Annotated in this window: 25 protein-coding genes; 11 read left to right on the top strand and 14 right to left on the bottom strand. The window is 67.8% G+C overall.

The features are described from left to right. Positions 1-25: 25 nt before the first annotated feature. From ACT009_RS05470 to ACT009_RS05450, 5 genes are all read right to left on the bottom strand, one after another. Positions 26-1,288, bottom strand: coding sequence for a surface lipoprotein assembly modifier (locus tag ACT009_RS05470; RefSeq protein WP_445193343.1), 1,263 nt, complete (start codon positions 1,286-1,288; stop codon positions 26-28). Between the two features lie 122 nt (positions 1,289-1,410). Beyond that, the gene (locus ACT009_RS05465) at positions 1,411-2,556 is read right to left on the bottom strand and encodes a transferrin-binding protein-like solute binding protein (RefSeq protein ID WP_445193342.1); all 1,146 of its coding nucleotides are present in this window, start codon (positions 2,554-2,556) and stop codon (positions 1,411-1,413) included. A 227-nt stretch (positions 2,557-2,783) separates the two neighbouring features. After that, positions 2,784-3,563 (bottom strand): phosphoribosylaminoimidazolesuccinocarboxamide synthase, encoded by a 780-nt coding sequence (gene purC / locus ACT009_RS05460; RefSeq protein ID WP_445193341.1) that lies wholly within the window; start codon positions 3,561-3,563, stop codon positions 2,784-2,786. Positions 3,564-3,969: 406 nt separating this feature from the next. After that, positions 3,970-5,184: a kynureninase gene (kynU, locus tag ACT009_RS05455; protein ID WP_445193340.1), complete on the bottom strand. Its 1,215-nt coding sequence runs from the start codon at positions 5,182-5,184 to the stop codon at positions 3,970-3,972. Beyond that, complete coding sequence (locus ACT009_RS05450) at positions 5,181-6,053, bottom strand: alpha/beta hydrolase family protein (RefSeq protein WP_445193339.1); 873 nt, start codon at positions 6,051-6,053, stop codon at positions 5,181-5,183. Before ACT009_RS05450 ends, kynU begins: the two co-directional genes overlap by 4 nt. A 63-nt stretch (positions 6,054-6,116) precedes the next feature. On the opposite strand from ACT009_RS05450, the gene ACT009_RS05445 reads away from it, so the two are divergent. From ACT009_RS05445 to ACT009_RS05435, 3 genes are all read left to right on the top strand, one after another. Next, on the top strand, positions 6,117-7,307 hold the full coding sequence (locus tag ACT009_RS05445; RefSeq protein ID WP_445193338.1) for a glycosyltransferase: 1,191 nt from the start codon (positions 6,117-6,119) through the stop codon (positions 7,305-7,307). A gap of 299 nt (positions 7,308-7,606) precedes the next feature. Next, positions 7,607-9,856, top strand: a complete 2,250-nt coding sequence (parC, locus tag ACT009_RS05440) for a DNA topoisomerase IV subunit A (protein WP_445193337.1) — start codon at positions 7,607-7,609, stop codon at positions 9,854-9,856. Between the two features lie 82 nt (positions 9,857-9,938). Next, the gene (locus tag ACT009_RS05435) at positions 9,939-11,633 is read left to right on the top strand and encodes a putative bifunctional diguanylate cyclase/phosphodiesterase (protein WP_445193336.1); all 1,695 of its coding nucleotides are present in this window, start codon (positions 9,939-9,941) and stop codon (positions 11,631-11,633) included. Here the strand turns inward: ACT009_RS05435 and ACT009_RS05430 are convergent. Genes ACT009_RS05430 through ACT009_RS05415 form a run of 4 tightly spaced genes read right to left on the bottom strand, consistent with a single transcriptional unit; the run spans position 11,549 to position 14,482 of the window. Beyond that, positions 11,549-12,760, bottom strand: a complete 1,212-nt coding sequence (locus ACT009_RS05430; RefSeq protein WP_445193335.1) for a CCA tRNA nucleotidyltransferase — start codon at positions 12,758-12,760, stop codon at positions 11,549-11,551. The two genes, ACT009_RS05435 and ACT009_RS05430, sit on opposite strands and share 85 nt — an antisense overlap. Continuing rightward, a complete protein-coding gene (locus ACT009_RS05425) occupies positions 12,751-13,344 on the bottom strand; it encodes a CoA pyrophosphatase (RefSeq protein WP_445193334.1) in 594 nt (197 codons plus the stop codon). The genes ACT009_RS05430 and ACT009_RS05425 overlap by 10 nt, the downstream gene beginning before the upstream one ends. Then, positions 13,341-13,919 (bottom strand): DUF1285 domain-containing protein, encoded by a 579-nt coding sequence (locus tag ACT009_RS05420; RefSeq protein ID WP_445193333.1) that lies wholly within the window; start codon positions 13,917-13,919, stop codon positions 13,341-13,343. Before ACT009_RS05420 ends, ACT009_RS05425 begins: the two co-directional genes overlap by 4 nt. A 50-nt stretch (positions 13,920-13,969) precedes the next feature. After that, positions 13,970-14,482, bottom strand: a complete 513-nt coding sequence (locus ACT009_RS05415; protein ID WP_445193332.1) for a GNAT family N-acetyltransferase — start codon at positions 14,480-14,482, stop codon at positions 13,970-13,972. A 146-nt stretch (positions 14,483-14,628) separates the two neighbouring features. Between ACT009_RS05415 and ACT009_RS05410 the strand changes: the two genes are divergently transcribed. Both ACT009_RS05410 and ACT009_RS05405 read left to right on the top strand, forming a co-directional pair. After that, positions 14,629-15,000 carry a dihydroneopterin aldolase gene (locus tag ACT009_RS05410; RefSeq protein ID WP_445193331.1) on the top strand — a complete coding sequence of 124 codons (372 nt, stop codon included), beginning with the start codon at positions 14,629-14,631 and terminating at the stop codon, positions 14,998-15,000. Beyond that, the gene (locus tag ACT009_RS05405) at positions 15,000-15,275 is read left to right on the top strand and encodes a Rossmann fold domain-containing protein (protein WP_445193330.1); all 276 of its coding nucleotides are present in this window, start codon (positions 15,000-15,002) and stop codon (positions 15,273-15,275) included. The genes ACT009_RS05410 and ACT009_RS05405 overlap by 1 nt, the downstream gene beginning before the upstream one ends. Here the strand turns inward: ACT009_RS05405 and ACT009_RS05400 are convergent. Then, a complete protein-coding gene (locus ACT009_RS05400) occupies positions 15,268-16,110 on the bottom strand; it encodes a hypothetical protein (protein ID WP_445193329.1) in 843 nt (280 codons plus the stop codon). The two genes, ACT009_RS05405 and ACT009_RS05400, sit on opposite strands and share 8 nt — an antisense overlap. Before the next feature lie 227 nt (positions 16,111-16,337). On the opposite strand from ACT009_RS05400, the gene ACT009_RS05395 reads away from it, so the two are divergent. From ACT009_RS05395 to ACT009_RS05375, 5 genes are all read left to right on the top strand, one after another. Continuing rightward, complete coding sequence (locus ACT009_RS05395; RefSeq protein ID WP_445193328.1) at positions 16,338-17,009, top strand: TonB family protein; 672 nt, start codon at positions 16,338-16,340, stop codon at positions 17,007-17,009. An 87-nt stretch (positions 17,010-17,096) separates the two neighbouring features. After that, on the top strand, positions 17,097-17,897 hold the full coding sequence (locus ACT009_RS05390) for a MotA/TolQ/ExbB proton channel family protein (RefSeq protein ID WP_445193327.1): 801 nt from the start codon (positions 17,097-17,099) through the stop codon (positions 17,895-17,897). 90 nt (positions 17,898-17,987) lie between these two features. Then, on the top strand, positions 17,988-18,470 hold the full coding sequence (locus ACT009_RS05385; RefSeq protein ID WP_445193326.1) for an ExbD/TolR family protein: 483 nt from the start codon (positions 17,988-17,990) through the stop codon (positions 18,468-18,470). A 30-nt stretch (positions 18,471-18,500) separates the two neighbouring features. Next, on the top strand, positions 18,501-18,929 hold the full coding sequence (locus tag ACT009_RS05380; protein WP_445193325.1) for an ExbD/TolR family protein: 429 nt from the start codon (positions 18,501-18,503) through the stop codon (positions 18,927-18,929). Between the two features lie 198 nt (positions 18,930-19,127). Continuing rightward, positions 19,128-19,472, top strand: coding sequence for a tetratricopeptide repeat protein (locus tag ACT009_RS05375; RefSeq protein ID WP_445193324.1), 345 nt, complete (start codon positions 19,128-19,130; stop codon positions 19,470-19,472). A gap of 623 nt (positions 19,473-20,095) precedes the next feature. Here ACT009_RS05375 and dcd read toward each other — a convergent pair. Beyond that, a complete protein-coding gene (gene dcd, locus ACT009_RS05370; protein WP_445193323.1) occupies positions 20,096-20,650 on the bottom strand; it encodes a dCTP deaminase in 555 nt (184 codons plus the stop codon). 71 nt (positions 20,651-20,721) lie between these two features. On the opposite strand from dcd, the gene ACT009_RS05365 reads away from it, so the two are divergent. After that, a complete protein-coding gene (locus tag ACT009_RS05365) occupies positions 20,722-21,186 on the top strand; it encodes an NUDIX domain-containing protein (protein WP_445193322.1) in 465 nt (154 codons plus the stop codon). Position 21,187: 1 nt separating this feature from the next. Here ACT009_RS05365 and ACT009_RS05360 read toward each other — a convergent pair whose 3' ends face one another. From ACT009_RS05360 to ACT009_RS05350, 3 genes are read right to left on the bottom strand one after another with little or no spacing between them, the layout of a single operon-like run. After that, entirely contained in the window at positions 21,188-21,637 is a 450-nt protein-coding gene (locus ACT009_RS05360) for a cytidine deaminase (RefSeq protein ID WP_445193321.1), read from the bottom strand. Then, positions 21,634-22,311 carry a GH25 family lysozyme gene (locus tag ACT009_RS05355; RefSeq protein ID WP_445193320.1) on the bottom strand — a complete coding sequence of 226 codons (678 nt, stop codon included), beginning with the start codon at positions 22,309-22,311 and terminating at the stop codon, positions 21,634-21,636. The genes ACT009_RS05360 and ACT009_RS05355 overlap by 4 nt, the downstream gene beginning before the upstream one ends. Continuing rightward, positions 22,311-22,793 carry a UPF0262 family protein gene (locus ACT009_RS05350; protein ID WP_445193319.1) on the bottom strand — a complete coding sequence of 161 codons (483 nt, stop codon included), beginning with the start codon at positions 22,791-22,793 and terminating at the stop codon, positions 22,311-22,313. The genes ACT009_RS05355 and ACT009_RS05350 overlap by 1 nt, the downstream gene beginning before the upstream one ends. Positions 22,794-22,869: the final 76 nt, after the last annotated feature.

The following is a 22,869-nucleotide window of genomic DNA, read 5'->3' as shown; positions in this document are numbered from 1 at the left end:
CGGGGACGAGCAAGCGCGGGATGGGTCAGAAATAGCGGGCGAGGGTGAATTCGTAGCGGCTGCGGCTCGTCTTGTAGAGGGTCAGCGACGAATCGATCCGCGACAAGGACCAACTGACCTGCGGCGACAGGCCGAGCACGCGGATCTTGCGGTTGCCGAGCGTCGCACGGCTGACGAAGCGCCAATCGTGGCGCGGGGTGGCGTCGAACAGCGTGAGCGGCGCGTCGTAGCGGGCATGCGAGACGCCGGCACTCAGCCCGAAGTTGATGCCGTAGCGGAGCTCGCCGCCGATCCCGGCATTGGCGCCGATCTCGGTACTGGAATAGGCGCGTTCGTTGAGCCAGTCGCGGCGCACGAACGGCCCCGCAGACAGCACGACCGCGGGCGACAGGCTCTGTTCGTAGGTCCCGTAGAGGCCGCCCTGCCAGCCGCTATAGCCCGAATCGAACAACGCGGTGGTGCGGCGGGCGTCGATCTGGAAGCCGATGCGGCGCTTGGTGCCGAGCACGGTCTGGGCGCCGCCGCGGACGCCGATCTGGCGGCTGACCGCGTCGCCGCCGAACCAGCGGCTGGCGCCGACGGTCTGGAGCGAGGCGCTGGTGCGATCGGTGAAGCGATACTCGCCGCCGAGCGCGAGCTGCGCAACATAATCGTCGAACGACGATCCCGAATAGTTGGTGCCGTTGAGGTCTAGGTCGGCGAGCGCGGAGAGCTTCTTGGCGGTGGGCAGGCGGAGGCGGGCGGAGAGCTGGCCGGTTTGGCCGAGCCCGGATCGCTTGCGGGCTCGATCGTCGAGCGTCAGCGGGATCGGGGTGTCGCCGAGCATCACCGTGACGGTATCGACCGCGGTCGCGTTGTTGATGTTGCTGTCGGGGGCGATGCCGACGCTGACGTCGACCTGCCAGGCTCGAGCGCTGCGGATCGTGTCGCGGACGGTGCGGATGGTGCGCAGCACCTCGGGCGAGAGCGTGGCATCCTGTTCGGCAATGCGGAACTGCTTGTCGGCGGCGGCGGGCTGCCGCATCGCCAGCATGATCTTGGCGAGCTCCAGCCGCACCGCGGTCTGCCGCGGATCGTCCGTGAGGATCGCGCGATATTGCGCGGCCGCCTCGGGCAGCTTGCCGGTCTGCGCGGCGATGAAGCCGGTGAGGAACCGGGTCTGCATGGTGAAGCCGGGCGCCTGGCGTAGCGCGGCGATCAGCGGGGTAGCTTCGGCGAAGCGCTGTTCGCGCACCAGCCGTTCGGCGGCGGCGAGCAGCTGTTGCGGGGTGAGCTGTAGCTCACACACGCCCGCTTCACATCGCGACCGTACGCCCGCCGCAGCGTTGCTGGGTGCGAGAATGCAGCCGCATAACGCCACGGCGCCGGCGATCAACGCCATCCGCATGGTTCGTCCCCCTCTGCGGGAAGCTACTTCTTCGCGCCCGTGAACGCGCCGAGTATGTCGATCCGCTGATCCGGGACGCCGCCGGTGATGCGGAAATTGCCGCCAACATTCTCCGCCCCGGGGCCGTAGAAGGCGCCGTCGATCGAGCTTGCGCCGGCGACGCTGCTGGCGGCGCTGATCGGCGCGAAATCGATGTTGGTGCGGGTCGCGCCGCTGGTGAAGTAGGCGTTCGTGAACTTGCCCGCGAAGCTGGTGCGCGAGCCGGTGAGCGAGGCGGTGCCGTTGGCGGTGAACACCGCCCCGGTCGGGATGTCGGAGAAGAAGTCGTTGACCGGCGAGTTGTTGACGAAAGTCTTACCGACCGTTCCGGTCAGACCCAGCGCAAGCGTCGACTTGCCGAAATCCACGTCGACCGAGCTGGTGCCGCTGATCCACTGGAGAGGCAGGCTGACCGACGCGGTTGCGCCGCCCGCGATCATCGTGGCGAGGAAGTCGCCGTCGAAATGGCCGCTGCCGGTGGAAGGGATCTGCAGCAGTGTGGACTTGCTGCCGAAGACCATGACGCCGCGCTCGGAGTGGAAGGCGCCTGTTGCGGCATCGAGCTTGCTCCGGTGGGTGAACCCTGCGAGCGTCACGAAGCTCGCGGTGTTGCCGGGACGCTTATAGAAGAAGGTGTCTGCCAAGCTGTCGCTCGACGCCGCCTCGAGATAGTTGAACGACGGCAGATCGGGAATCTCGCTCTGGACGAAGCCGATGTCGGTGCGATGCGCGGGATCCTGGTAGTTTACGTTGCGTGTCACGCCCGCAGCGGTATCGGCCAGCGCGACGGTGAAGATGCCGTCGCGGGGATTGAAGGTGATCGTCCCACTGGGCGTTCCGACCGTACTGGCGTTGCCGGTGTAAAGGCTGGCGCCCTTATCCGTGACGTCGATCGCATGAAGAGCGCCGATCGCATCGAAGGTCGTGGTCGTCTTCACGTCGAGGAACGACGTTGGCGTGCTGGTTGGCGTCGGTGTCGGAGCAACGGATACGACCCCGCCGCCCGACACGGTGCCGCCGGCGATCGGCGGGGCGATGGTGCCGAGCGACTGGGTGCCGCCGCCGCCACTACCGCCGCACGCGGCGAGGGACAGGAGCGGCAGAGACAGAATCGCAAGAGTGGCGCGCATGACAGGACCCCTTCAGACCCATGTTTCGGGTATGAGGGCGGGATACCGGCACAGGGTTAACAGCGTCTAAAGGGTGGCGTGTTGCTTAGCTTAAAGCTCGGTGCCACCGCTATTTACTGTCAGGATCACGCCAGACGACCGGGCTTTTCTGTGCTCCCGAGAAGGCGTGAGCCTAGCACTGAGTCCCCGCCTTCGCGGCGACACGATGCGCCGAACCTCAGGCCGGCTTACTTGCCGCGGCGCTTGCGGTGGCTTTCCAGGTCGAGCACGGCGTTGTCGCCGCCCTCGGGCAACAGGCCGAGACGGCGGGCGACCTCCTGATAGGCCTCGACCTCGCCGCCGAGATCGCGGCGGAAGCGATCCTTGTCGAGCTTCTCGTCGGTTTCCATGTCCCAGAGCCGGCAACCGTCGGGGCTGATCTCGTCGGCCAGGATGATCCGGCCATAGTCGTTGTCCCAGATCCGCCCGAATTCGAGCTTGAAGTCGACCAGCCGGATGCCGACCGCGGCGAACAGGCCGCAGAGGAAATCGTTCACGCGGATCGCGAGGTCGGCGATGTCGTGCATCTCCTCCTGGCTCGCCCAGCCGAACGCGGCGATGTGTTCGTCGGTGATCATCGGATCGCCGAGCGCATCGTCCTTGTAGTAATATTCGATGATCGTCCGCGGCAGCTGCACGCCTTCCTCGATCCCGAGACGCTTGGACAGCGAGCCCGCGGCGACGTTGCGGATCACGACCTCGATCGGAACGATCTCTACCTGCCGAATCAGCTGCTCGCGCATGTTGAGGCGGCGGATGAAGTGGGTCGGCACGCCGATCGTGCCGAGCAGCGTGAAGATGTGCTCGCTGATCCTGTTGTTGAGCACGCCCTTGCCGTTGATCGTGCCCTTCTTCTGGGCGTTGAACGCGGTGGCGTCGTCCTTGAAATATTGGATCAGCGTGCCGGGTTCCGGACCCTCGTAGAGGATCTTGGCCTTGCCCTCGTAGATCTGGCGGCGACGAGCCATGCGGGCGTTCCCCTGGAAATGAGCAGCCCCGGCGCACGGGTGAGCGGCCGGGGCGTAGGATCGAGCGGCGTATATCGAAGGGGGGCGGGGCGCGCAATCGGGAGGCGTCGCGGCGACCAAGAGTCACAAGAGTCTCACCTACACGCGTGTGCGTGGGTTCGGGGTGGCTGACAGACGATGAGAAACAGCGTGGCCGAGGGCTGCGCGTTGAAATCCTACATTGCAAGGTCGTCGCTGAGCATCTGCCGTCATCCTGGACCCGTTTCGGGGTCCACCGGTCCGCAAGAGCAGAAGCCGTCGAGTGCGCGGCACCGTGGACCCCGGAACTGGTCCGGGGTGACGGAGGGTGTGGCTGCGCCGGTGTCCGACGCAAGAACCCCACATCGCAGCGCAAGCGTGCAACGGGTCAGGTGACGGCGAGCCGTTGCGCGAAGCGGGGGTCGCGCCAGCTTCCCGTGGCGGTCACCTCGCCCAGGATCTCGCCGGCACGCCAGACGTCCTCGTGGCTCAGGTACAACGGCGTCAGGCCGAGGCGGAGGACGTCGGGGTCGCGGAAGTCGCCGATGACGCCGCGGCCGATCAGCGCCTGGGTGATCGCGTAGGCATCGGGGTGGCGGAAGCTGATGTGGCTGCCACGCGTCGCGGGATCGCTCGGGGTGATGCAGGTCAGGTCGTGCGCTTTTCCCGCGGCGGCGAGGATGTCGAAGAGGGCGGCGCTCTTTGCCCAGAGGGCGTCGCGGTCGAGGTCGTGCCAGAGCGACAGTCCGGATTCGAGCGCGGTCATGGCGAGGATCGGTGGGGTGCCGGCAAGCCAGCGGGTCATGCCGGGGGCGGGGCGGTAGGCGTCGGCGAAGGCGAACGGCTCGGCATGCCCCATCCAGCCCGACAAGGGGCTGGCGAGCCGGTCCTGCCAGCGTTCGGCGACGTAGAGGAAGGCAGGCGCGCCGGGGCCGCCGTTGAGATACTTATACGTGCATCCGACCGCGAGGTCCGCGCCCGCGCCGGTGAGGTCGACCGCGACGGCGCCGGTCGAGTGGCTGAGATCCCATAGCACCAGCGCCCCGGCGGCGTGCGCGGCGGCGGTGAGGGCGGCCATGTCGAAGCGCTCGCCGGTCTTGTAATGGACATGGGTGAGCATCAGCACCGCCGTGTCGTCGCCGAGCGCGTCGAGCAGCGCGCCGCGCGGCACTGCGTTCAGAGTCGCGCCGTCGACGCAGCCGATCGCGCCCTCTGCGATATGGAGATCGGTCGGGAAGTTGCCGGTCTCGCTAACAATTGCGCGGCGTGCAGGATCGATGCGAAGTGCGGCGACCAATAGCTTGAAGAGATTGGCGGACGTCGAATCACCGACGATCACCTCAGACTGTCCGGCGCCGATGAGCGGGGCGATCGCGGCGCCGAGGCGCTGCGGTGCGTCGATCCAGCCTTCGTTCCAGCTGCGGATCAGCCGATCGCCCCATTGCCGCTCCGCCGCGTCCGCGATCGCGGCGGGAGTCGCGCGGGGGAGCGCGCCGAGCGAGTTGCCGTCGAGATAGATCACGCCGTCGGGCAGCACGAACTGCGATCGCAGCGGCGCAAGCGGATCGGCGGCGTCGAGAGCGCGAGCCTGGTCGCGGTTCATCGGGTGAGCGCCGCGCGGATCAGCCGCCTGGTGGTGGCCCAGGCGGCGCTTTCGGGCACCACCAGCTCGACATGGCCGGTGTTCGCGACCTCGTGCAGCGTCGCCTCGTCGCCCGCGGCATTGGCGGCGGCGACGTAGGAGACCGCCATGCGGAACGGGATGATCTTGTCCTCCCTGCCGTTGACCAGATCCTGCGGCACCCCGAGCGGCAGCAGCCGCGGGACCGAGGTGTCGGCATAGGGATCGGCGCGGCCGGTGCCCACCAGCTTGGCGACGATCTCCGTCCCGCAGCCATTGTCGGGGCTGGCGGCGGTCGCGGCGAGATCGGGCAGGCCGCCGAGGCTGATGACGTGCGCGATTTGCAGGGGCTTGTCGCGCCGCAGCGGGCTGGACGCGGGCAGGCGCGGGCGTCCGGCGAGCCACAATGCGAGGTGACCGCCGGCGGAGTGGCCGACCGCGATGACCCGGCCGGTGTCGAGCCGATAGCGGGCCGCGACGTCGCCGAGCCGATCGGCGGCGGCGGCGGCGTCGGCGAAGGTGCCGGGATAGCCGCCGCCGACGCGATCGACGCCGCGATAATCGATGTTCCACACCGCGATGCCGCCCTGGCGCAGATCGTCCGCAATCCAGTCCATCAGGCGACGGTCGGCGATCGAGCTCTGCCAGCAGCCGCCATGCACCATCAGCACGACGGGGAAGGGGCCCTTGCCCTTGGGCAGCCACAGGTCGACCTTCTGCATGGCGTCCCTGCCATAGGCGATCGTCGCGCTGGCGACCGGGTGTTTGCGCTTGGCGAGATCGTCCCAGGTCAGGAGCGTGGGTTGGGCTGCGGTCAGCAGCAACGGGGCGAGCAGGGCGGGTAACGGCATCGCGCGACGCTAGCCGAGCGGGCGGTACGGGAAAAGTAACCTGCATACGATAGGACCCGCGGCATGAAGATCCTTACCCTGTCGAGCCTCTACCCAAATTCGGTGCAGCGCCGCCACGGCATCTTCATCGAACACCGGGTCGCGCATGTCTGCCGGCTGAGCGACGAGACCCGCGTGGTCGCGCCGGTGCCGTGGTTCCCGAGCGGGCACCGCATGTTCGGCCGCTATGGCGAGTTCGCGCGCGCGCCGCAGAGCGAATCGCGGCGCGGGGTCGACGTGACGTATCCGCGTTATCCGACGCTGCCGAAGATCGGCATGACGATGGCGCCGTGGCTGATGGCGACCGCGCTCTACCCGCATGTCGCGCGCCTGCAGCGCAGCTTCGACTTCGACGTGATCGACAGCTATTACCTCTATCCCGATGGAATCGCGGCAGCAATGCTGGCTCGGCGGTTCGATCGGCCATTCACGATGAGCGCGCTCGGCACCGATGTCAGCCTGATCCCGCGCTATCGCCGCCAGCGGGGCATGATCCTCGCCGCGATCGAGCGCGCGGGTGCGGTGACGACGGTGGCGGCGGCGCTGCGCGACGAGCTGCTGTCGCTCGGCGCGCATCCGGACAAGGTATCGGTGGTCGAGCACGGCGTGGACCTGGTGCTGTTCCGCCCGCCCGCGGATCGCGCCGAGCTGCGCGCGCGCTTCGGCCTGACCGGGCCGACGGTGCTGTCGGTGGGGCATCTGATCGACCGCAAGGGACATGACCTCGCGATCCGCGCGATCGCCGAGCTGCCCGACGTCAAGCTGATGATCGCGGGCGACGGGCCGCGCGAGGCGGACCTGCGGGCGCTCGCCAACACGCTGGGGGTCGCGCGACGAGTCGAGTTCCTCGGCCATGTCGATCAGCCGCGGCTCCCAAACCTCTACGGCGCCGCGGACCTGACGGTGAGCTGTTCGGACCGCGAGGGGATCGCCAACGTGCTGCTGGAGTCGCTCGCCTGCGGGACGCCGCTGGTCGCGACCCCGGTGTGGGGGTCGCCGGAGGTGGTGAAGGTGCCCGAGGCGGGGTTGCTGGTCGCCGACCGATCCGTCGCGGCGATCCGCGACGGCATCGCGCAGCTGCTCGCCGCGCTGCCCGATCGCGCGAAGACGCGTACCTATGGCGAGCGCTACAATTGGCACGAGACCGGGCGGCAGCATCGTGCGCTGCTCGACCGCGTGGTGAAGCGGCCTTCCTCGGCGACCGCCGTGGATTGATTGCCGAGCGGGCGATGCTATCGCGGGCTAAGGGTTCAAACCCAATCAGAACAGGGATCGTGATCGCCCGTGGAAGACCGCCGACAAGGAGCGCAGCGAAGACGCGTAGCTCCGCTACGCGCAAGCAAGCGACGCCGCTCGGCGGTCTTCCACGGGCGACCGCTTCGCGGCGGGCGGAATTTGGCGCCATGCGGCGTCGCGCGTCGGTCACGATGCGAGAGCATCGCTCCCTCCTTGCTCCTTGCCTGGCGCCAAATTCCGCTCCGTCACGACCCTGTTCTGATTGGGTTTGAACCCTGATGGTCGACGACTTCAAGGATCCCTTCGACAGCATCGTCGATTCGCCGTTCGATAGCGCGCTGTCGGAGCGGTATCTGGTCTACGCGCTGTCGACGATCACCGCGCGATCGCTGCCCGACGTGCGCGACGGGTTGAAGCCGGTGCATCGGCGGCTGTTGTGGGCGATGCGGCTGCTGCGGCTCGATCCGAGCCAGGGCTACAAGAAATGCGCGCGCGTCGTCGGCGACGTGATCGGCAAATATCATCCGCATGGCGATCAGTCGGTCTACGATGCGATGGTGCGGCTCGCCCAGACCTTCTCGCTGCGGTATCCGCTGGTCGACGGGCAGGGCAATTTCGGCAACATCGACGGCGATAACGCCGCCGCCTACCGTTATACCGAGGCGCGGCTGACCCAGGTCGCGATCGACCTGATGGACGGGCTCGACGAGGACGCGGTCGCGTATCGCCCGACCTATAATGGCGAGGAGCAGGAGCCCGAGCTGTTTCCCGGCGCCTTCCCGAACCTGCTGGCGAACGGCGCGGCGGGGATCGCGGTGGGGATGGCGACGAGCATCCCGCCGCACAACGCCGCCGAGCTGCTCGACGCCGCGATCATGCTGATCGACCGGCCCGAGGCCGACGACGCGGCGGTGATGGGGTTCGTTCGCGGGCCCGATTTCCCGACCGGCGGGCTGGTGGTCGATCCGCCCGCGGTGATCGCGGAGAGCTATGTGACCGGGCGTGGCGGCTTCCGGGTGCGAGCGCAGTGGAAGAAAGTGCCCGAGAAGGGCGGCGGGTGGCACGCTGTCATCTGGGAAATCCCGTACGGCGTCCAGAAGGGCAAGCTGATCGAACAGATCGCGGCGCTGATCAACGACAAGAAGCTGCCGATCCTGGCCGACGTCCGCGACGAATCCGACGCCGAGGTGCGCATCGTGCTCGAGCCGCGCAGCCGCACCGTCGATGCGGGCGTGCTGATGGACGGGCTGTTCCGCCTGACCGATCTGGAGACACGGGTCAGCCTCAACCTCAACGTGCTCGACAAGGATCGCACGCCGCGGGTGATGAGCCTGAGGCAGGCGCTGGCGGCGTGGGTCGACCACCAGTTCGTCGTGCTGCGGCGGCGCACCGAGCACCGGCTGGCGAAGATCGCGGACCGGGTCGAGCTGCTCGACGGCTATCTTGTCGCCTATCTGAACCTCGACCGGGTGATCGAGATCATCCGCACCGAGGACGAGCCCAAGGCGGTGATGATCGCCGAGTTCGCGCTGACCGACCGCCAGGCCGAGGCGATCCTCAACATGCGGCTGCGATCGCTGAGGCGGCTGGAGGAGTTCGAGATCCGCACCGAGCGCGGCAAGCTCGACAAGGAACAGGCAGATCTGACGACGCTGCTCGGGTCCGACGCGCGGCAGCGGACACGGATGAAGCGTGACCTGACCAAGATCCGCGACCGCTACGGTGCCGACACTCCGCTGGGGAAGCGTCGGACGACGATCGAGGAAGCGGCGCCTGCGCGCGAGATCCCGCTGGAGGCGATGATCGAGCGCGAGCCGATCACGGTGCTGCTGTCGCAGCGCGGGTGGATCCGGGCGATGCGCGGGCATGTCGAGCTCGCCTCGGCGGAGACGCTGAAGTTCAAGGAGGGCGATGGCCCCGCCTTCGCCTTTCATGCGCAGACCACCGACAAGCTGCTGCTCGCCGCCGCCAACGGACGGTTCTACACGCTCGGCGCGGACCGGCTGCCGGGCGGGCGCGGCTTCGGCGAGCCGGTGCGCGCGATGATCGATCTCGATGGCAATGTCGGCATCGTCGCGCTGCTGAAGGCGCGCGGCACCGACAAGCTGTTGCTGGCGGCGACCGATGGCCGCGGCTTCGTGGTGCCGGTGGCGGAAACGATCGCGGAGACGCGCAAGGGCAAGACGGTGATGACGCCGCGCATCGGGTCCAGCCTGCTGGTGGTTCGGCCGATCGCCGCGAAGGACGATTACGTCGCGGCGATCGGCGACAACCGCAAGATGCTGGTGTTCCCGCTCGCCGAGCTGCCCGAGATGACGCGCGGGCAGGGCGCGCAGTTGCAGCGGTTCCGCGAGGGGAGCCTGTCCGATGCGACGACCTTCGTGTTCGCGGAAGGGCTGAGCTGGCCGATGGGCGGCGACACCGGGCGGACGCGGAGCGAGCCCGACCTGTCGATGTGGCGCGCGGCGCGCGGCGCGGCGGGGCGCACGCCGCCGACCGGCTTTCCGCGCGACAACCGCTTCGGCTGACGCCGCCGGTGCGGGTCGGGTCGCCTCCCTAAAATAGATCAGGGTTTATCGCCCTTTAACGATCGCGGGTTAGACGGAGCGGATGGCATCCGCCGCCACCGACGCGCCCGGCGCCCTTTTCCTGACTCCAGGCATGCTGGAGCGCGGGCTCGAACTGATGCCGATCCCCGCGGCGCATGTGTCGCGCGGTGAGGACGGTTTCACGGTAGTCGCGGTCAATCGCGCCTATCGGCTAGCCGGACTTGGGGTGAATGCGGCGCGCTCGCCGATGCTGATCGCGCTCGGCGAGCGGATCGAGGAATTCCTGGACGGTGGCGAGCTGCGGCTCGATTTCGACTGGACGGTCGGCGACGCGATCGACTGCCGCTATTACCGCGTCACGATCGCGCGATCGGCGCTGACGTATCGCAACCGCTGCACGATCGCGTTCATCGACCAGACCTCGCAGATCCATACCGAGCGCACGCTGCGCCGCGAGATGACGACCGACAGCCTTACCGGGCTGCCAAATCGCGAGGGCTTCATCGACATGATCGAGCCGCTCTGCGCGTCGGGAACGCGGCATGCGGTGCTGATCGTCGACCTGCTCCGCTTCGGCCGGATCAACGCCTGCCTCAGCAGCCTGGCGGGCGACGAGCTACTGATCACCGTGGCGCGGCGGATCAAGGGTGCGCTCCGCGCGCGCGACGGGCTGGCGCGGATCGGCGGCGACGAGTTCGGGATCGCGATGACGATCGACGAGGACCCGCACGAGGCCGCGCAGCTCGCCGACCGGATCCAACGTGCGCTGATGGCGCCGTTCCGGCTTACCGACTACGAGATCGGGGTGGAATGTTCGATCGGTGTGGCGCTGAACGCCGATGCGGTCGAAGATGTCGAGGAGCTGATCCGCCACGCGCAGTTCGCGCTGAAGCGCGCGAAATCGACCGGCAAGACCGAATTCTACCAGACCCAGGCGTTCGCACTGGCGCGCGAGCAGTTCGCGATGGAGACCGCGTTGCGGCGCGCGATCGATCGACGCGAGCTGCGGCTGACCTACCAGCCGATCTGCGACCTATCGACCGGCGAGATCGTCTCTTTCGAGGCGCTGGCCCGGTGGCGCGACGAGGACGGGCGCGATCACATGCCGACCGACTTCATCCCCGTTGCCGAGGAATCGGGGCTGATCGTCCCGCTCGGCCGCTGGGCGATCGACGAGGCGGCGCAGACGCTTGCGGCCTGGGATGCGGCGATGGGCGGCGATTGCGGCGTGAAGGTCGCGGTGAACCTGTCCGCGATCCAGCTGCAACGCGACGACATCGCACCGGTGGTGGAGGCGGCGCTGATCCGTCACGGGTTGCCCGGCGACCGGTTCACGCTGGAACTCACCGAAAGCGCGATCGTCAGCGACCCGGATCGGATCGCGGGGATCATGCACGCGCTCCGCGCGCTCGGCACCACGCTGGCAATGGACGATTTCGGCACCGGCTATTCGAACCTCGCCTATCTGCAGAAGCTGCCGATCGACGTGCTGAAGATCGACCGCAGCTTCGTGACCGGCATGCTGGCGGATCGCGACAAGATCGCGATCGTGCGCGCGGTGCTCAGCCTCGCCCAGGCGCTGGGGATGAAGACCACCGCGGAGGGGATCGAGAGCAACGAACTGGCACAGACACTGGCGGCGCTCGGCTGCACCTATGGCCAGGGTTATCTCTACGCCAAGCCGCTCGAATCGGCGGATGCGTTGTCGATGCTCGATGCGCGCAGGGCCGCCGCGACGGCTTCGTCGGCGAGCTGATCGACTCGCGTCCTGTCGGGAAAGCCCTCGGCTACCCAGACGGTTTCGATCTTTCGTAGCGTCGCAGCGACTTCCGGGCCTTTGCGAAGACCGCGTGCGACCAGCGCACCGCCGCCGATCGGCATCGCCGGCGGGCTCCAGTCGGGCAGATCGTCGACCGGTTCGCCGGCCAGCAACAGGCGATCGACCGCGTGGGTGACGCCTACCCGGTAGGCGAGCGCGCGCGGACCTTCGTCACCCGGGCCGGCGGTCGCGGCGATCAGCCGGCGGCGGTCCGCGATCGACAGCTTGAGCCGTGAGCCGATCGCTTCGGCGGCGTCGGCCGGAACCAGCGCCGCGAGCCGGCGAATCGGATCCGGCACGATCCCTGCCGCAGCCTCGCGCTCGGCCAAAGTGGCGAGCGCGGCGGCGTCGGTGATCTCGGGCAGGACGGCGCGCAGGATCGCGCGGTTGATCATCAGCGCCACCGCCGCGACCGCGCCGGGCGCGACCAGCAGCTTCAGCAGCTCGCTCGCGATCCGCTCGCGTGACAAGGCCATCAGATCGTTGGCGCGCGCTGCGCAGGCGGCGAGGCCGTCGGCATCGATCGTCTCGCCGAAACGGGCATGGAAGCGGAAGAAGCGCAGGATGCGGAGATGATCCTCGGCGATCCGTGCGAGCGGATCGCCGATGAAGCGTACCCGGCGCGCGGCGAGATCGTCGAGACCGCCGAAATAGTCGAACACCTCGCCCGTCGCGGGATCGGCATAGAGCGCGTTGATCGTGAAATCGCGGCGTGCGGCGTCCTCCCGCCAGTCGTCGGTGAAGGCGACCACCGCGTGGCGGCCGTCGGTCGACACGTCGTGGCGCAACGTCGTCACCTCGACCGGGCCGGAGGGCAGGACTGCGGTGACGGTGCCGTGCGCGATGCCGGTCGGGACCGACCTTATCCGCGCATCCTGCAGCCGCGCGACCACCTCCTCGGGGGGATGCACGGTGGCGATGTCGAGATCGGCGGCGGCAATGCCGAGCAACGTGTCGCGAACGATACCGCCGACGTAGCGCGCCTCGCCCGCGCCGAGCGCGTCAAGCAATGCGGGGAGGCCGGTACGGTCGCGGAATGCTGCGGGGTCCAGCGTCAGGTCCATCGCAGCCGCCGGGACAGGTTGACGATCATCGCTGCGGTCGCGCCCCAGATCCGGCGATCCTGCCAGAAGATCTCGGTAAAGCGTCGCTCGGTGCCCTGCCACATCGCGCGTGCATCGCGGTGATTGGCGGGATCGAGCAGGAAGGCGAGCGGCACTTCGAACACGCTCGCGACCTCCGCCTCGCTCGGGCGCAGCGGCAGATCGGGCGCGACCACGCCCACGACGGGGGTAATGTGGTAGCCGGTGCCGGTGCGATAGCGATCGGCCAGCCCGGCGACGCGGACCGCAGTGGGCGGCAACCCGATCTCCTCCTCCGCCTCGCGCAGCGCCGTGGCGACCGCATCGACATCCTCCGGGTCGGCGCGCCCGCCGGGGAAGGCGACCTGACCAGGATGTTTGCGCATCGTTTCGGTACGCTGGGTGAGGATCACCCCCGGCTCGGCGCGATCGGTGATCGCGACGAGGACGGCCGCCTCGCTCAACGGATCGTCGGTGGCGGCGAGCGGGCCGTCGCCGATCAGATAGGGGTGATCGGGCACGCGGTTGGCGGTGAGCGCGTCGGCGAGCCGCTCGACCAGCGTCACGACGTTTCGCCGTCCTGCGGCTCGATGCCGAAGAACGCGCCGTCGCTCCAGACGCCGAACGCGCCGTCGTCCCCTTGCCCGGCACGGTCGGCTAGTTCGTAATAGACCGGGCGCGCGACGAGCGCCTCCATGCCACCGCGAACCGCGAGATAGGGGCGGGGGCCGTCCTCGCCCGCCGCGAAACGCAAGGGATTTGCAGGCCCCGCGGTAACGAGATCGCCGGTGTTGAGTCTAAAGGCGAGGCGGGTGTCGCGCCCCGACCCTTCGGCCTTCAGCTCGACCGCGACGAAGGGCGCATCCTCGACCACGATGTCGAGCTTTTCGACCGGGGTGACGAGCACGTGGCTGCCGTTAGGTTCGCGCCGCAGAATCGAGGCGAACAGCCGCACCATCGCCTCCCGCCCGATCGGCGAGCCTTGATGATACCAGGTGCCGTCGCGCGCGATCCGCATCTCGCTGTCGCCGCAATGTGTCGGGTTCCACTTGTCCACCGGGGGCAGGCGGCGCTCCTCGACCAGACGCACGATCTCGGCAAGGCTCAGCGTCGCGAGATCGGGGAGCGGGTCCATCGGCATGGCCGCGAGGTAGGGAGGCGCGCCGCTTGCGTAAAGCCCGGCGTTCGCGGTCAGGCGGTGGCGGCGACGCGCCGGCCGAGCATGCCCGGCGCGCGGGGCACGCGTGCGCCGCGGGCGAGGAGGCGGTGGCGCTCGACCGGGCCGGGCAGGCGCCAGTCGGTCGTGGCATTCGCGACGAAGCCGAAGAAGCGGCTGTAATAGTCCGGGTCGCCGATCAGCATCAGCGCGTCGTCGCAGCCGGTGGTGGCCGCAGCCTGGAGCATGTGGGTCATCAATCGCCGGCCGATGCCATCGCGCTGGCGGGCAGGATCGACCGCGACCGGACCGATCATCACCAGGTCGGACGTGGCGCCGCTGTCGGCGATCAGCGCGATCGGCCAGCTCTGGATCGAGCCGACCAGTATTTCGTCCTCGATCGCGGCGAAGCTCAGTGCGGGGATAGCGGGGGCGTCGCCGCGGATCTTGTAGGCGGTGCGATAGATGCGGTCGCGGCCGAACGCACGATCGAGCAGGTCCTCGACCGCGGTGGCATCAATTCGGGACAGGGGCACGATCTCGATCATCTGACGCCTCCCCGGTCAAATCGGCCCCGCGCGGGCGACGCAGCCGGTCGCGCGCAGTAGCGTGGATCGCGGCGAACGCAAGCCGGGCGCGCGATGGGTGGCGGCAGGAGGCTTCCCCGCGCCGTCGCGTCTGCTAGAGGCGCGCGATGGAAGACAGCCTCCAGCTCGAAGTGCACGACATGGAAGTGCCGGTCCTGACCGGCATCTATTCGGAGGAGACGCATCTCCCGCAGCCACTCCGTATCTCGATCACGGTCGACCTGCGCTGCCCGGCGCGGTTCGATCCGGATACGCCGCTGGCGGCGTCCAAGAATTATCTCGACCTGAAGCATGCCGCGACCACCGCGCTGCCGGCCGGGGTGCATTTCACGCTGATCGAAGGGGTTGCGGATCATATCTGCGAAACGCTGTTCCTTACCGACGAGCGCGTGCTGCGGGTAACGGTCAAGATCGTGAAGCTCGCGATCTCGGAGGCTGGAGAGGCGATCGGCATCACGCTGGTGCGGCACCGGCGCTGATGCGGCTGGAGCTGCGCGAGGCCGACGACCTGCCTGCGCGGGTGCGCGCGGTGGATGCCGAGTCGGTGGTGGTGGTGATCGATGCGGGCTGGTCACCGCTGGCGTCGGCACTCGCGCTGGCGTCGATCGCGCCGTTGGCGATCGAACGCGCCCCGGCAGGGCGGCTGAACCTCGTGGTCCGCGGCGCGGATGCGGCTGCCGCGGCGGTGGATGCCGCGGTGGCGTTCCTGGAAGGCGCGCGATCGACGACCGGGCAGGTGCTTACCGTCAGCTAGACCGACGGCAGGGGCCGAGCGCGGCGATCACGGTCGCATAGTCCTCGCCGGCGATAGCCGCGTTGGCCGCGTCGAGTGTGGTGGTGCTGCGTTCGGGCAGCGTCGCGGGCAGGGCACAGGCGAGGCGATACCAGAGCAGCGTGTCGCGCGCGGGCGGCGCTGCGGCCTCGTCGACGATCTCGCTCAGCGCGACCGCCCAGCGGGCCTGCTCGCCGGGGCGGCGCAGGATCGACAGCGACACCGGACGATTGTCGGCGGTCGTAAGGAAGATCTGGGTCTCGCCTTCGCCGGGCAGCGAGCCCGGGACGTGGAAGGCATTGCCGATCCCGGTGATCGTCGGGGGCGCCTCGGCCGCGACCAGCTCGGCCGCGATTCGGCGAGTGCGTGCATCCGAATCGGTCGTCCAGGGCAGCTGCGCCGACGCGCCGACGAGCTGGACCTGGCCGGGCGATCCCGAAACGGGACGCGCGAACAGTAGTACGCGTTGCTTCTTGAGCTTGGGCGGCCGGCCGCGCGCGTCGAGCGGCGCGTCGACCACATAGCCGATCCGCGGCGCGATGCCGCCGCTGCCGCGGACCAGCGAGGTGACGTCAGCCTCGGCGTAGAAGCGCACATGGCCGGGGGCGACCGATGCCGCTTCGGGGCCCTTGATCAGCGTCGCCGATCGGATCGTCGCATCGGCGATCACTGGGGCGGCGACTGCGAGATCGGCCAGGTCCGCGTAGCTCGGGCCGATCACGGCGGGTGCCTGGACAGCCTGTTGTGGCGACGTCGGAAGAGCGGCGGGGGGGGACGCGGCGATCAGCAGCGCGGCGAGGGAAAGGCTCGTAACCATCGGATCGCGCTAGCGCAGGCCACCTGAACGTTACAGAAATAATTCCCGGGCGCACCCATTGAACGTTTGTTGCGTTAGACAGTTTGCGTCCGACAAAGCGTTTGCGTGTCAAAGGGCGGGGCGATAGGACTCGCACTCCGTCGCGGGTGAACAGCCGTAGCGGACGGCCTCCTGCGTGCAACGCCGCGCCGGGGAGCGCCGTCAGATTTAGGGAGTGTCGTTGCTGAATGGCCTACGTTGACCAAAAGATGTCCGGTGGCAAAGTGGTCGCGATCGTTATCGTGGCGCTCATCCACGCGGCTCTGGGCTATGCTTTCGTCACCGGCCTTGCGTACCAGTACGTGAAAAAGGCCCAAGAAAAGCTTAATACGTTCGACGTGGAGGAGCCGCCTCCCCCGCCGCCGGACGAGCCCCCGCCGCCTCCGCCCGATCAGCCGATGACCCCGCCGCCGGTGGTGTCGCCGCCGCCGATCGTGCAGAATCCGAATCCGCCGCCGATGGTGATCAACACGGTGCCGACGCCCCCGCCGGTCTATATACCGACGCCGGTCGCCGCACCGCCCGCTCCGCCAGCGCCTGCTCCAGGACCGCCCAGGGTCGCCGTTCCGGTGTCCCCGCGCGGCAACCAGGGCGACTGGTTCCCGCAGGACAGCTATCCTGCCGCCGCACGCCGTGCGGAAGCGGAGGGTCGCGTGAGCGTCCGGGTGACGGTCGGTCCTAACGGGCGGGTCACCGCCTGCTCGGTGACGTCGTCGAGCGGCAACGCCGATCTGGACAGCACCACGTGCCGCCTCGCGCAGCGCAACGGGAAGTTCAATCCGGCCAAGGATGCCGCCGGCACGGCGATCGAATCCTCGTTCACTCTGCGCAACGTCGTGTGGAAGCTCGAGGGTAATTAACATCACGGCGGTGGCGCGGCATCTGGCCGGGCCACCGCCGCACTCCATCGTACAAGCTATCGCTGAATTAGAGGGATCAACCTGACCATGCTCATCACCATCCTCGCTGCTGGCGGCGAAGCGGCCGCCAAAGGCGCCAACCCGTACGGCCTCGGCCCGGCACTCCGCGAAGGCGGCCTCATCTCGCAGGCCGTGTTCTCGATCCTCGTGCTGATGTCGATCGTGTCGTTCTACATCCTGTTCTCGAAGCTCTTCGAGCAGCAGAAGGTCATGAACCAGGCCAAGCGCATGCGTCAGGGCTTCTGGAATGCCGGCAACCTGCGCGAAGGCTCGGCCAAGCTCGAGAAGAACTCGGCCTACAAGCAGATCGTCGACGACGGTCTGGCCGCGCAGGAGCAGCACACCCGCCTGACCGACCCGGTCGAGGCGCATGACTGGCTGCACGGTTCGCTCGCCCGTTCGGAAGCGGCGATCAACTCGAAGCTCGGCAGCGGCCTGGCGTTCCTCGCGACCGTCGGTTCGGTGTCCCCGTTCATCGGCCTGTTCGGGACGGTTATCGGCATCTACCGCGCACTGATCAAGATCGGCGCGGCAGGCCAGGCGTCGATCGACGCGGTCGCCGGCCCGGTCGGCGAGGCGCTGATCATGACCGCACTCGGCCTGGTCGTCGCGGTTCCCGCGGTGCTCGCGTACAACTGGCTGCAGCGCCGCAACAAGGCGATTGCCGAGGAACTGTCGACCTTCTCGAACGACGTGCTCGGCTATCTCGCCTCGAACGGTGCGGTTCGCCCCGTGACCGCAGGCGGCACCAAGGGCCCGGCGCCGGTGAAGACCACCGCGTCGACGACCACTGCCGGCCAGACCGGCGGCGTTCAGACCCGCGCGTGATCGGATGCGGCGGGGCGGTCCGGTGGATCGCCCCGCCACCCGTCGGCCGTGTGGCCGGCGGGACTGTTGATTGAATAGGAAAGCTCTCACATGGCGATGAGCGTTGGTGGCGATACCACCGATAAACCGATGTCGGACATCAACACGACGCCGCTGGTCGACGTCATGCTGGTTCTGCTCATCATCTTTCTGATCGCGGTGCCGGTCGTGGTCCAGACGGTGAAGCTGAAGCTTCCCGACGTGAAGTTCGATCCGACCACGACCAAGCCCGAGAACGTGTCACTGTCGGTGACGACAAAACCGGATGGATCGTGCGCGGTATTCTGGGGCACGTCCCCGGTGACGAGTGGGGAACTGCTCGATCGTGCGGTCGAGAAGCTGAAGGCCGAAATCGCGCGTCAGGGCGGCGTCGGCAATCCGGAGCTCGAACTGCCCGAGGCGCACATTCGCGGCGACGTGAACACGCCGTACCGCTGCGTCGGCGGGACCATCTACACCATGCAGATGGCGGGCTTCGCGAAGGTCGGCTTCATTTCCGAGCCACCGCCGGGATCCACCACCGCACGCATGTAATTCGGGCAACCGACCAGGAGTATTTTAGAAATGGCAATGAGCGGCGGCAGCGAAGACGGCGAGCCGATGATGGACATGAACATGACGCCGTTGATCGACGTGCTGCTCGTGCTCCTCATCATGTTCATCATTACCATCCCGATCCAGACCCATGCGGTTAAGGTCGATCTGCCGGTCAACGATCCGCGCCAGTCGCGGCCACCCGTCGACCCCGAGAAGAACAAGGTGTCGATCGATCCGGCCGGCACGGTGTCGTGGAACGGCGCACCGGTGGACGAGATCACGCTTCGGCAGTATCTCGACACGTCGGCGGGAATGAACCCGGAGCCGGAACTCCACTTCCAGCCCGATCCGTCGGCGCGATACGAGGTGGTGGATCGGACGTTGGCGGTGATCAAGCGGTCGCAGATCAGCAAGCTCGGCTTCATCGGCAACGAGCAGTATCGCAACGATTTCTAGGTTTTTCCCTCGCGGGAACAGCGATAGTCGAATGCAGGGCGGTCCTTCGGGGCCGCCCTTTTTCGTTGCGCGTCATCGCGGGACGGGACGTCGAAAGCGCCTCTTGCCGCGGAGTCTCAAAAGTGACACACTCGTGTCACAAATCTGAAACCTTTCGCCCCGGTAGTGAGGACGGAAGGGCAGCTGAGGAGACGATCGATGCGCATGATTGCTGTTCTCGCACTTGGCCTCGCCGCGGCGACCCCCGCCTTCGCCGCCGAACGTACCGGGTTCCAGGCGATCGCCGCGGGGAACTTCCCGATGGCCGAACGCCAGATCAATGCGGCTCTGCGTGCCGCGCCCGATCGCCCCGAACTGATGCTCAACCTGGCCGCGGTGTATCTCCAGACCGGCCGCTCCGCCGACGCACGGCGGCTTTATGCCGCGGTACTGGACCAGCCGGCGGTGGCGATGGACATGCCCTCGGGCGCGGTCGTGTCGTCGCACGACGTGGCGACGCGCGGCTTGCAGCGTTTCCCGAACCAGAGCTTCGCTTCACGCTGATCGCCACGCCAATGGTTGGAAAGGGTGGGCGCTGATCGCCCGCAAAATCGCGGTCGCTCGGCCTTCATAGTTTGGACGCGCATTCGATCAGGACCGATCACCCTCACCTTTCCGCGGCTTTGCCGCTCCCTCCCTCTCCCGCCGGGAGAGGGAAATACGCCGAAGGCGGCGAAGGGTGAGGGTGAGCATGGGTGATCGAAGACGGGTCTAATTAGCTGATGCCGCTACTGTATGACGGTACTCCGGAGAGTTTAGTCGACGATCATCTTAGCGCGATCGGTGGCTCTGCGCTGCATGCAGCGACCTGCGAGCCAGCCTTCGAATATGCCGAATGCGCATGTGGAGCACGTTCCTTCGCCATCCCGGACCCTTCGACTTCGCTCAGGAAAGCCTTGTTCCGGGATCCACCATTCCGCAGGAGTGGCGTCCTTTTCTCCGGCACAGTGGATCCCCGAACAACGCGGCGTGACGAGGCTGTTAGTTTGGTCGATGACGACCGTTTAGTCTTCAGGCGCCAATCAATCCTGGCGAAGCCCCGGATTGAGTAAGTCTTGAGTTCCGCCTCCGCGGAATCGACGGGCGAGCGCCGGGAGTGCCGCAGCTTTTTGCTCTTCCCTCAACCATCAAAGCTTCGGCAACGTCACCCCACGTTGCCCCATATATTTACCTGCCCGGTCCGCGTAACTCACCTCGCATGGTTCGTTGCCCTTCAGGAACAGGAACTGACACGCGCCTTCGTTGGCGTAGATCTTCGCGGGCAGTGGGGTGGTGTTCGAGAACTCCAGCGTCACATGGCCTTCCCAGCCGGGCTCAAGCGGGGTGACGTTGACGATGATCCCGCAGCGGGCATAGGTCGATTTGCCGAGGCAGATCACCAGGATGTCGCGCGGCACGCGGAAATATTCGACGGTGCGGGCCAGCGCAAAGCTGTTGGGCGGGATGATGCACACGTCGGTCTTGCGATCGACGAAGCTGTTCGACGCAAAGTCCTTGGGGTCGACGATCGCGCTGTCGACATTGGTGAAGATCTTGAATTCGTCGGCGACCCGCGCGTCGTAGCCGTACGACGACAGGCCGTAGCTGATGCAGCCGTCGCGACGCTGGTTCTCGACGAACGGCTCGATCATCGCCTGGGTCTGCGCGGCTTCGCGGATCCAGCGATCGGACAGGATGGACATGGTGGCTCCCCTTTGCGAGCGTGTCTCGCCGCCTTTGCCGCGCGAGGCAAGCGGGCTGGAGAGGCGATCCGATGAAGAAGCGCTGGCTCGATCGCGCGTACCGGTTTCGTCGGCGGGTCCAGGCGCTGGTCGGCTGGCGGACCCGCGGTGTGAAGGTAGCGGCGTTCCACCAGTCGGGCGAGGTGTTGCTGGTTCGGCATCGCTATGGCGATACCGCGGCGTTCATGCTGCCGGGTGGCGGGGTGAAATGGCGCGAGGACCCGCTCGACGCCGCGGCGCGGGAGATCCGCGAGGAAATTGGCTGCGGGATTACCGGGGTGACGATCGTCGGCACCTACCTGGCGGCTGGGGAGGGGCGGCGCGACACCGTGCATCTGTATCGCGCCATGCTCGTGGGCACGCCGATGCCGGATCGGGTAGAGATCGCCGAGGCCGCGTTCTTCGCGCTCGACCGGCTGCTCGCGACCGCATCTCCCGCCACGCGGCGGCGACTGGACGAGATCGCCGGCCGCGCGCCGATCGACGCCGCCTGGTAGGTCAGCCGATACCGAGATCGGCGGGCCCGAACGCGTCGGGCAGCAACTGCGACAAGCGATAGGTCGTCACCGCATCGCCGGTCGCGGCGCCGCAATGGACCAGGATGTCGCGGTGACCCATCTGTGCGGCCTCGTTGATCACCTGGCGGCAGCGGCCGCACGGGCTGACCGGCGTGGTGCCACTCGCCAAGCCGGCTGCGTCCATCGCGCCGCCGATCACGCCGATCGCGACGATGTCGGCGATCCGGCCCTGCGCGCTGGCGGAAGCGATGGCGACGGTTTCGGCGCAGAGCGACAGACCGTAGCTGGCGTTCTCGACATTGGCGCCGGTGACGATGGCGCCGTCGTCGAGCAGCAAGGCCGCGCCGACCGCGAACCGCGAATAGGGTGCATGGGCGTGGCGTGCCGCGTGCCGGGCAGCGTCGATCAGGCGGGCGATGTCGTCGTTCATGGCGCTACCACGTCCCAGTTGACCGGCCCTTCAATGCCGTCGACACGGCGGAAGTCGCTCGCGCGCCACATCCGCCAAGGCCGCGCGGCGTAATCCGAACGAACCATGTTGGCCACCGTCCAGATCGGTCGCTGGATCGCGCCGGTGATCTTGTACGTGCGTTCGGCGTCGCGGCCGATGCGCAGGAGCAGCGGCTTCTTGGTGTGCGTCTCGACCATCGTGACGAAGGTTTCGAGATCGGCGATCAACGCGGCGCGATCGGGGCGGGCGGCGCAATCGGCGCGGAACGAGACATCGACCGCGGCGGGCAGTGCATCGTCCGCGCGGGGCACGAAGGCGTTGAAGGCGTTGGCCTGTGAGCGTGCGGGCTGGCACAGCGAATAGAGGTGGATCGCACCGCGCCGCAGCCCCGCCTCGGGCAGCGCCGCCCAATGCGCCTCGAAGGCGGGATCGCGACGGTCGGCGCCCGAGGTCGCGACGACATAGGCGAAGTCGGCCCCGCGCGCGCGAACCATGCCCCATTCGACGGGCCCAGACTCGGCCCCGAGATCGACGCCCTGCAGCGGATATTGTGCGGTCGACGGCGCCCAGCCGGTGGCGCCGTGCCAGCCTAGCACGCCGACCAGCCCGATGCCCGCGAGCACCGCGGCTCCCTTGATCATGAACCTAGCCATCAGCCGCGGATATGAAGCACGCAGATCAACGTGAACAGCCGCCGCGCGGTATCGAAATCGACCTCGATCTTGCCGTCGAGCCGCTCCTTCAGCAGCTCCGCCGCCTCGTTGTGGACGGCGCGGCGGGCCATGTCGACGGTTTCGATCTGCTGCGGGGTGGAGGCGCGGATCGCTTGGTAGTAACTGTCGCAGATCGCGAAATAGTCGCGGATCGGGCGGCGGAATCGGCCGAGCGCGAGCACCAGCAGCTCGAGCGGGGTGTCGTCGGCGCGCTTGATCTGGATCGCGAGACGGCCTTCCTCGACGGACAGCGTGATCTTGTACGGGCCGGCATAGCCATCGGGATGCTCGCGCTGCGGGGCGAAATGATTGCCCTCGATCAAGTCGAAGATCGCAATTCGGCGCTCCTGCTCGACATCCGCCGACCGCCACAAGATGGTGCGTTCGTCGAGTTCGACATCGATGATCCGCGGATCGGCCATGGCCGCAGCGATAGCGAGGCGGCAGGAGGCTGTCACTTATCCCCATCATTCCAGCGCAGGCGGGGTTGAGGGGAGG

The organism is Sphingomonas sp. Tas61C01 (assembly GCF_052567495.1).
This window is presented reverse-complemented; position numbering and strand designations above follow the sequence as displayed.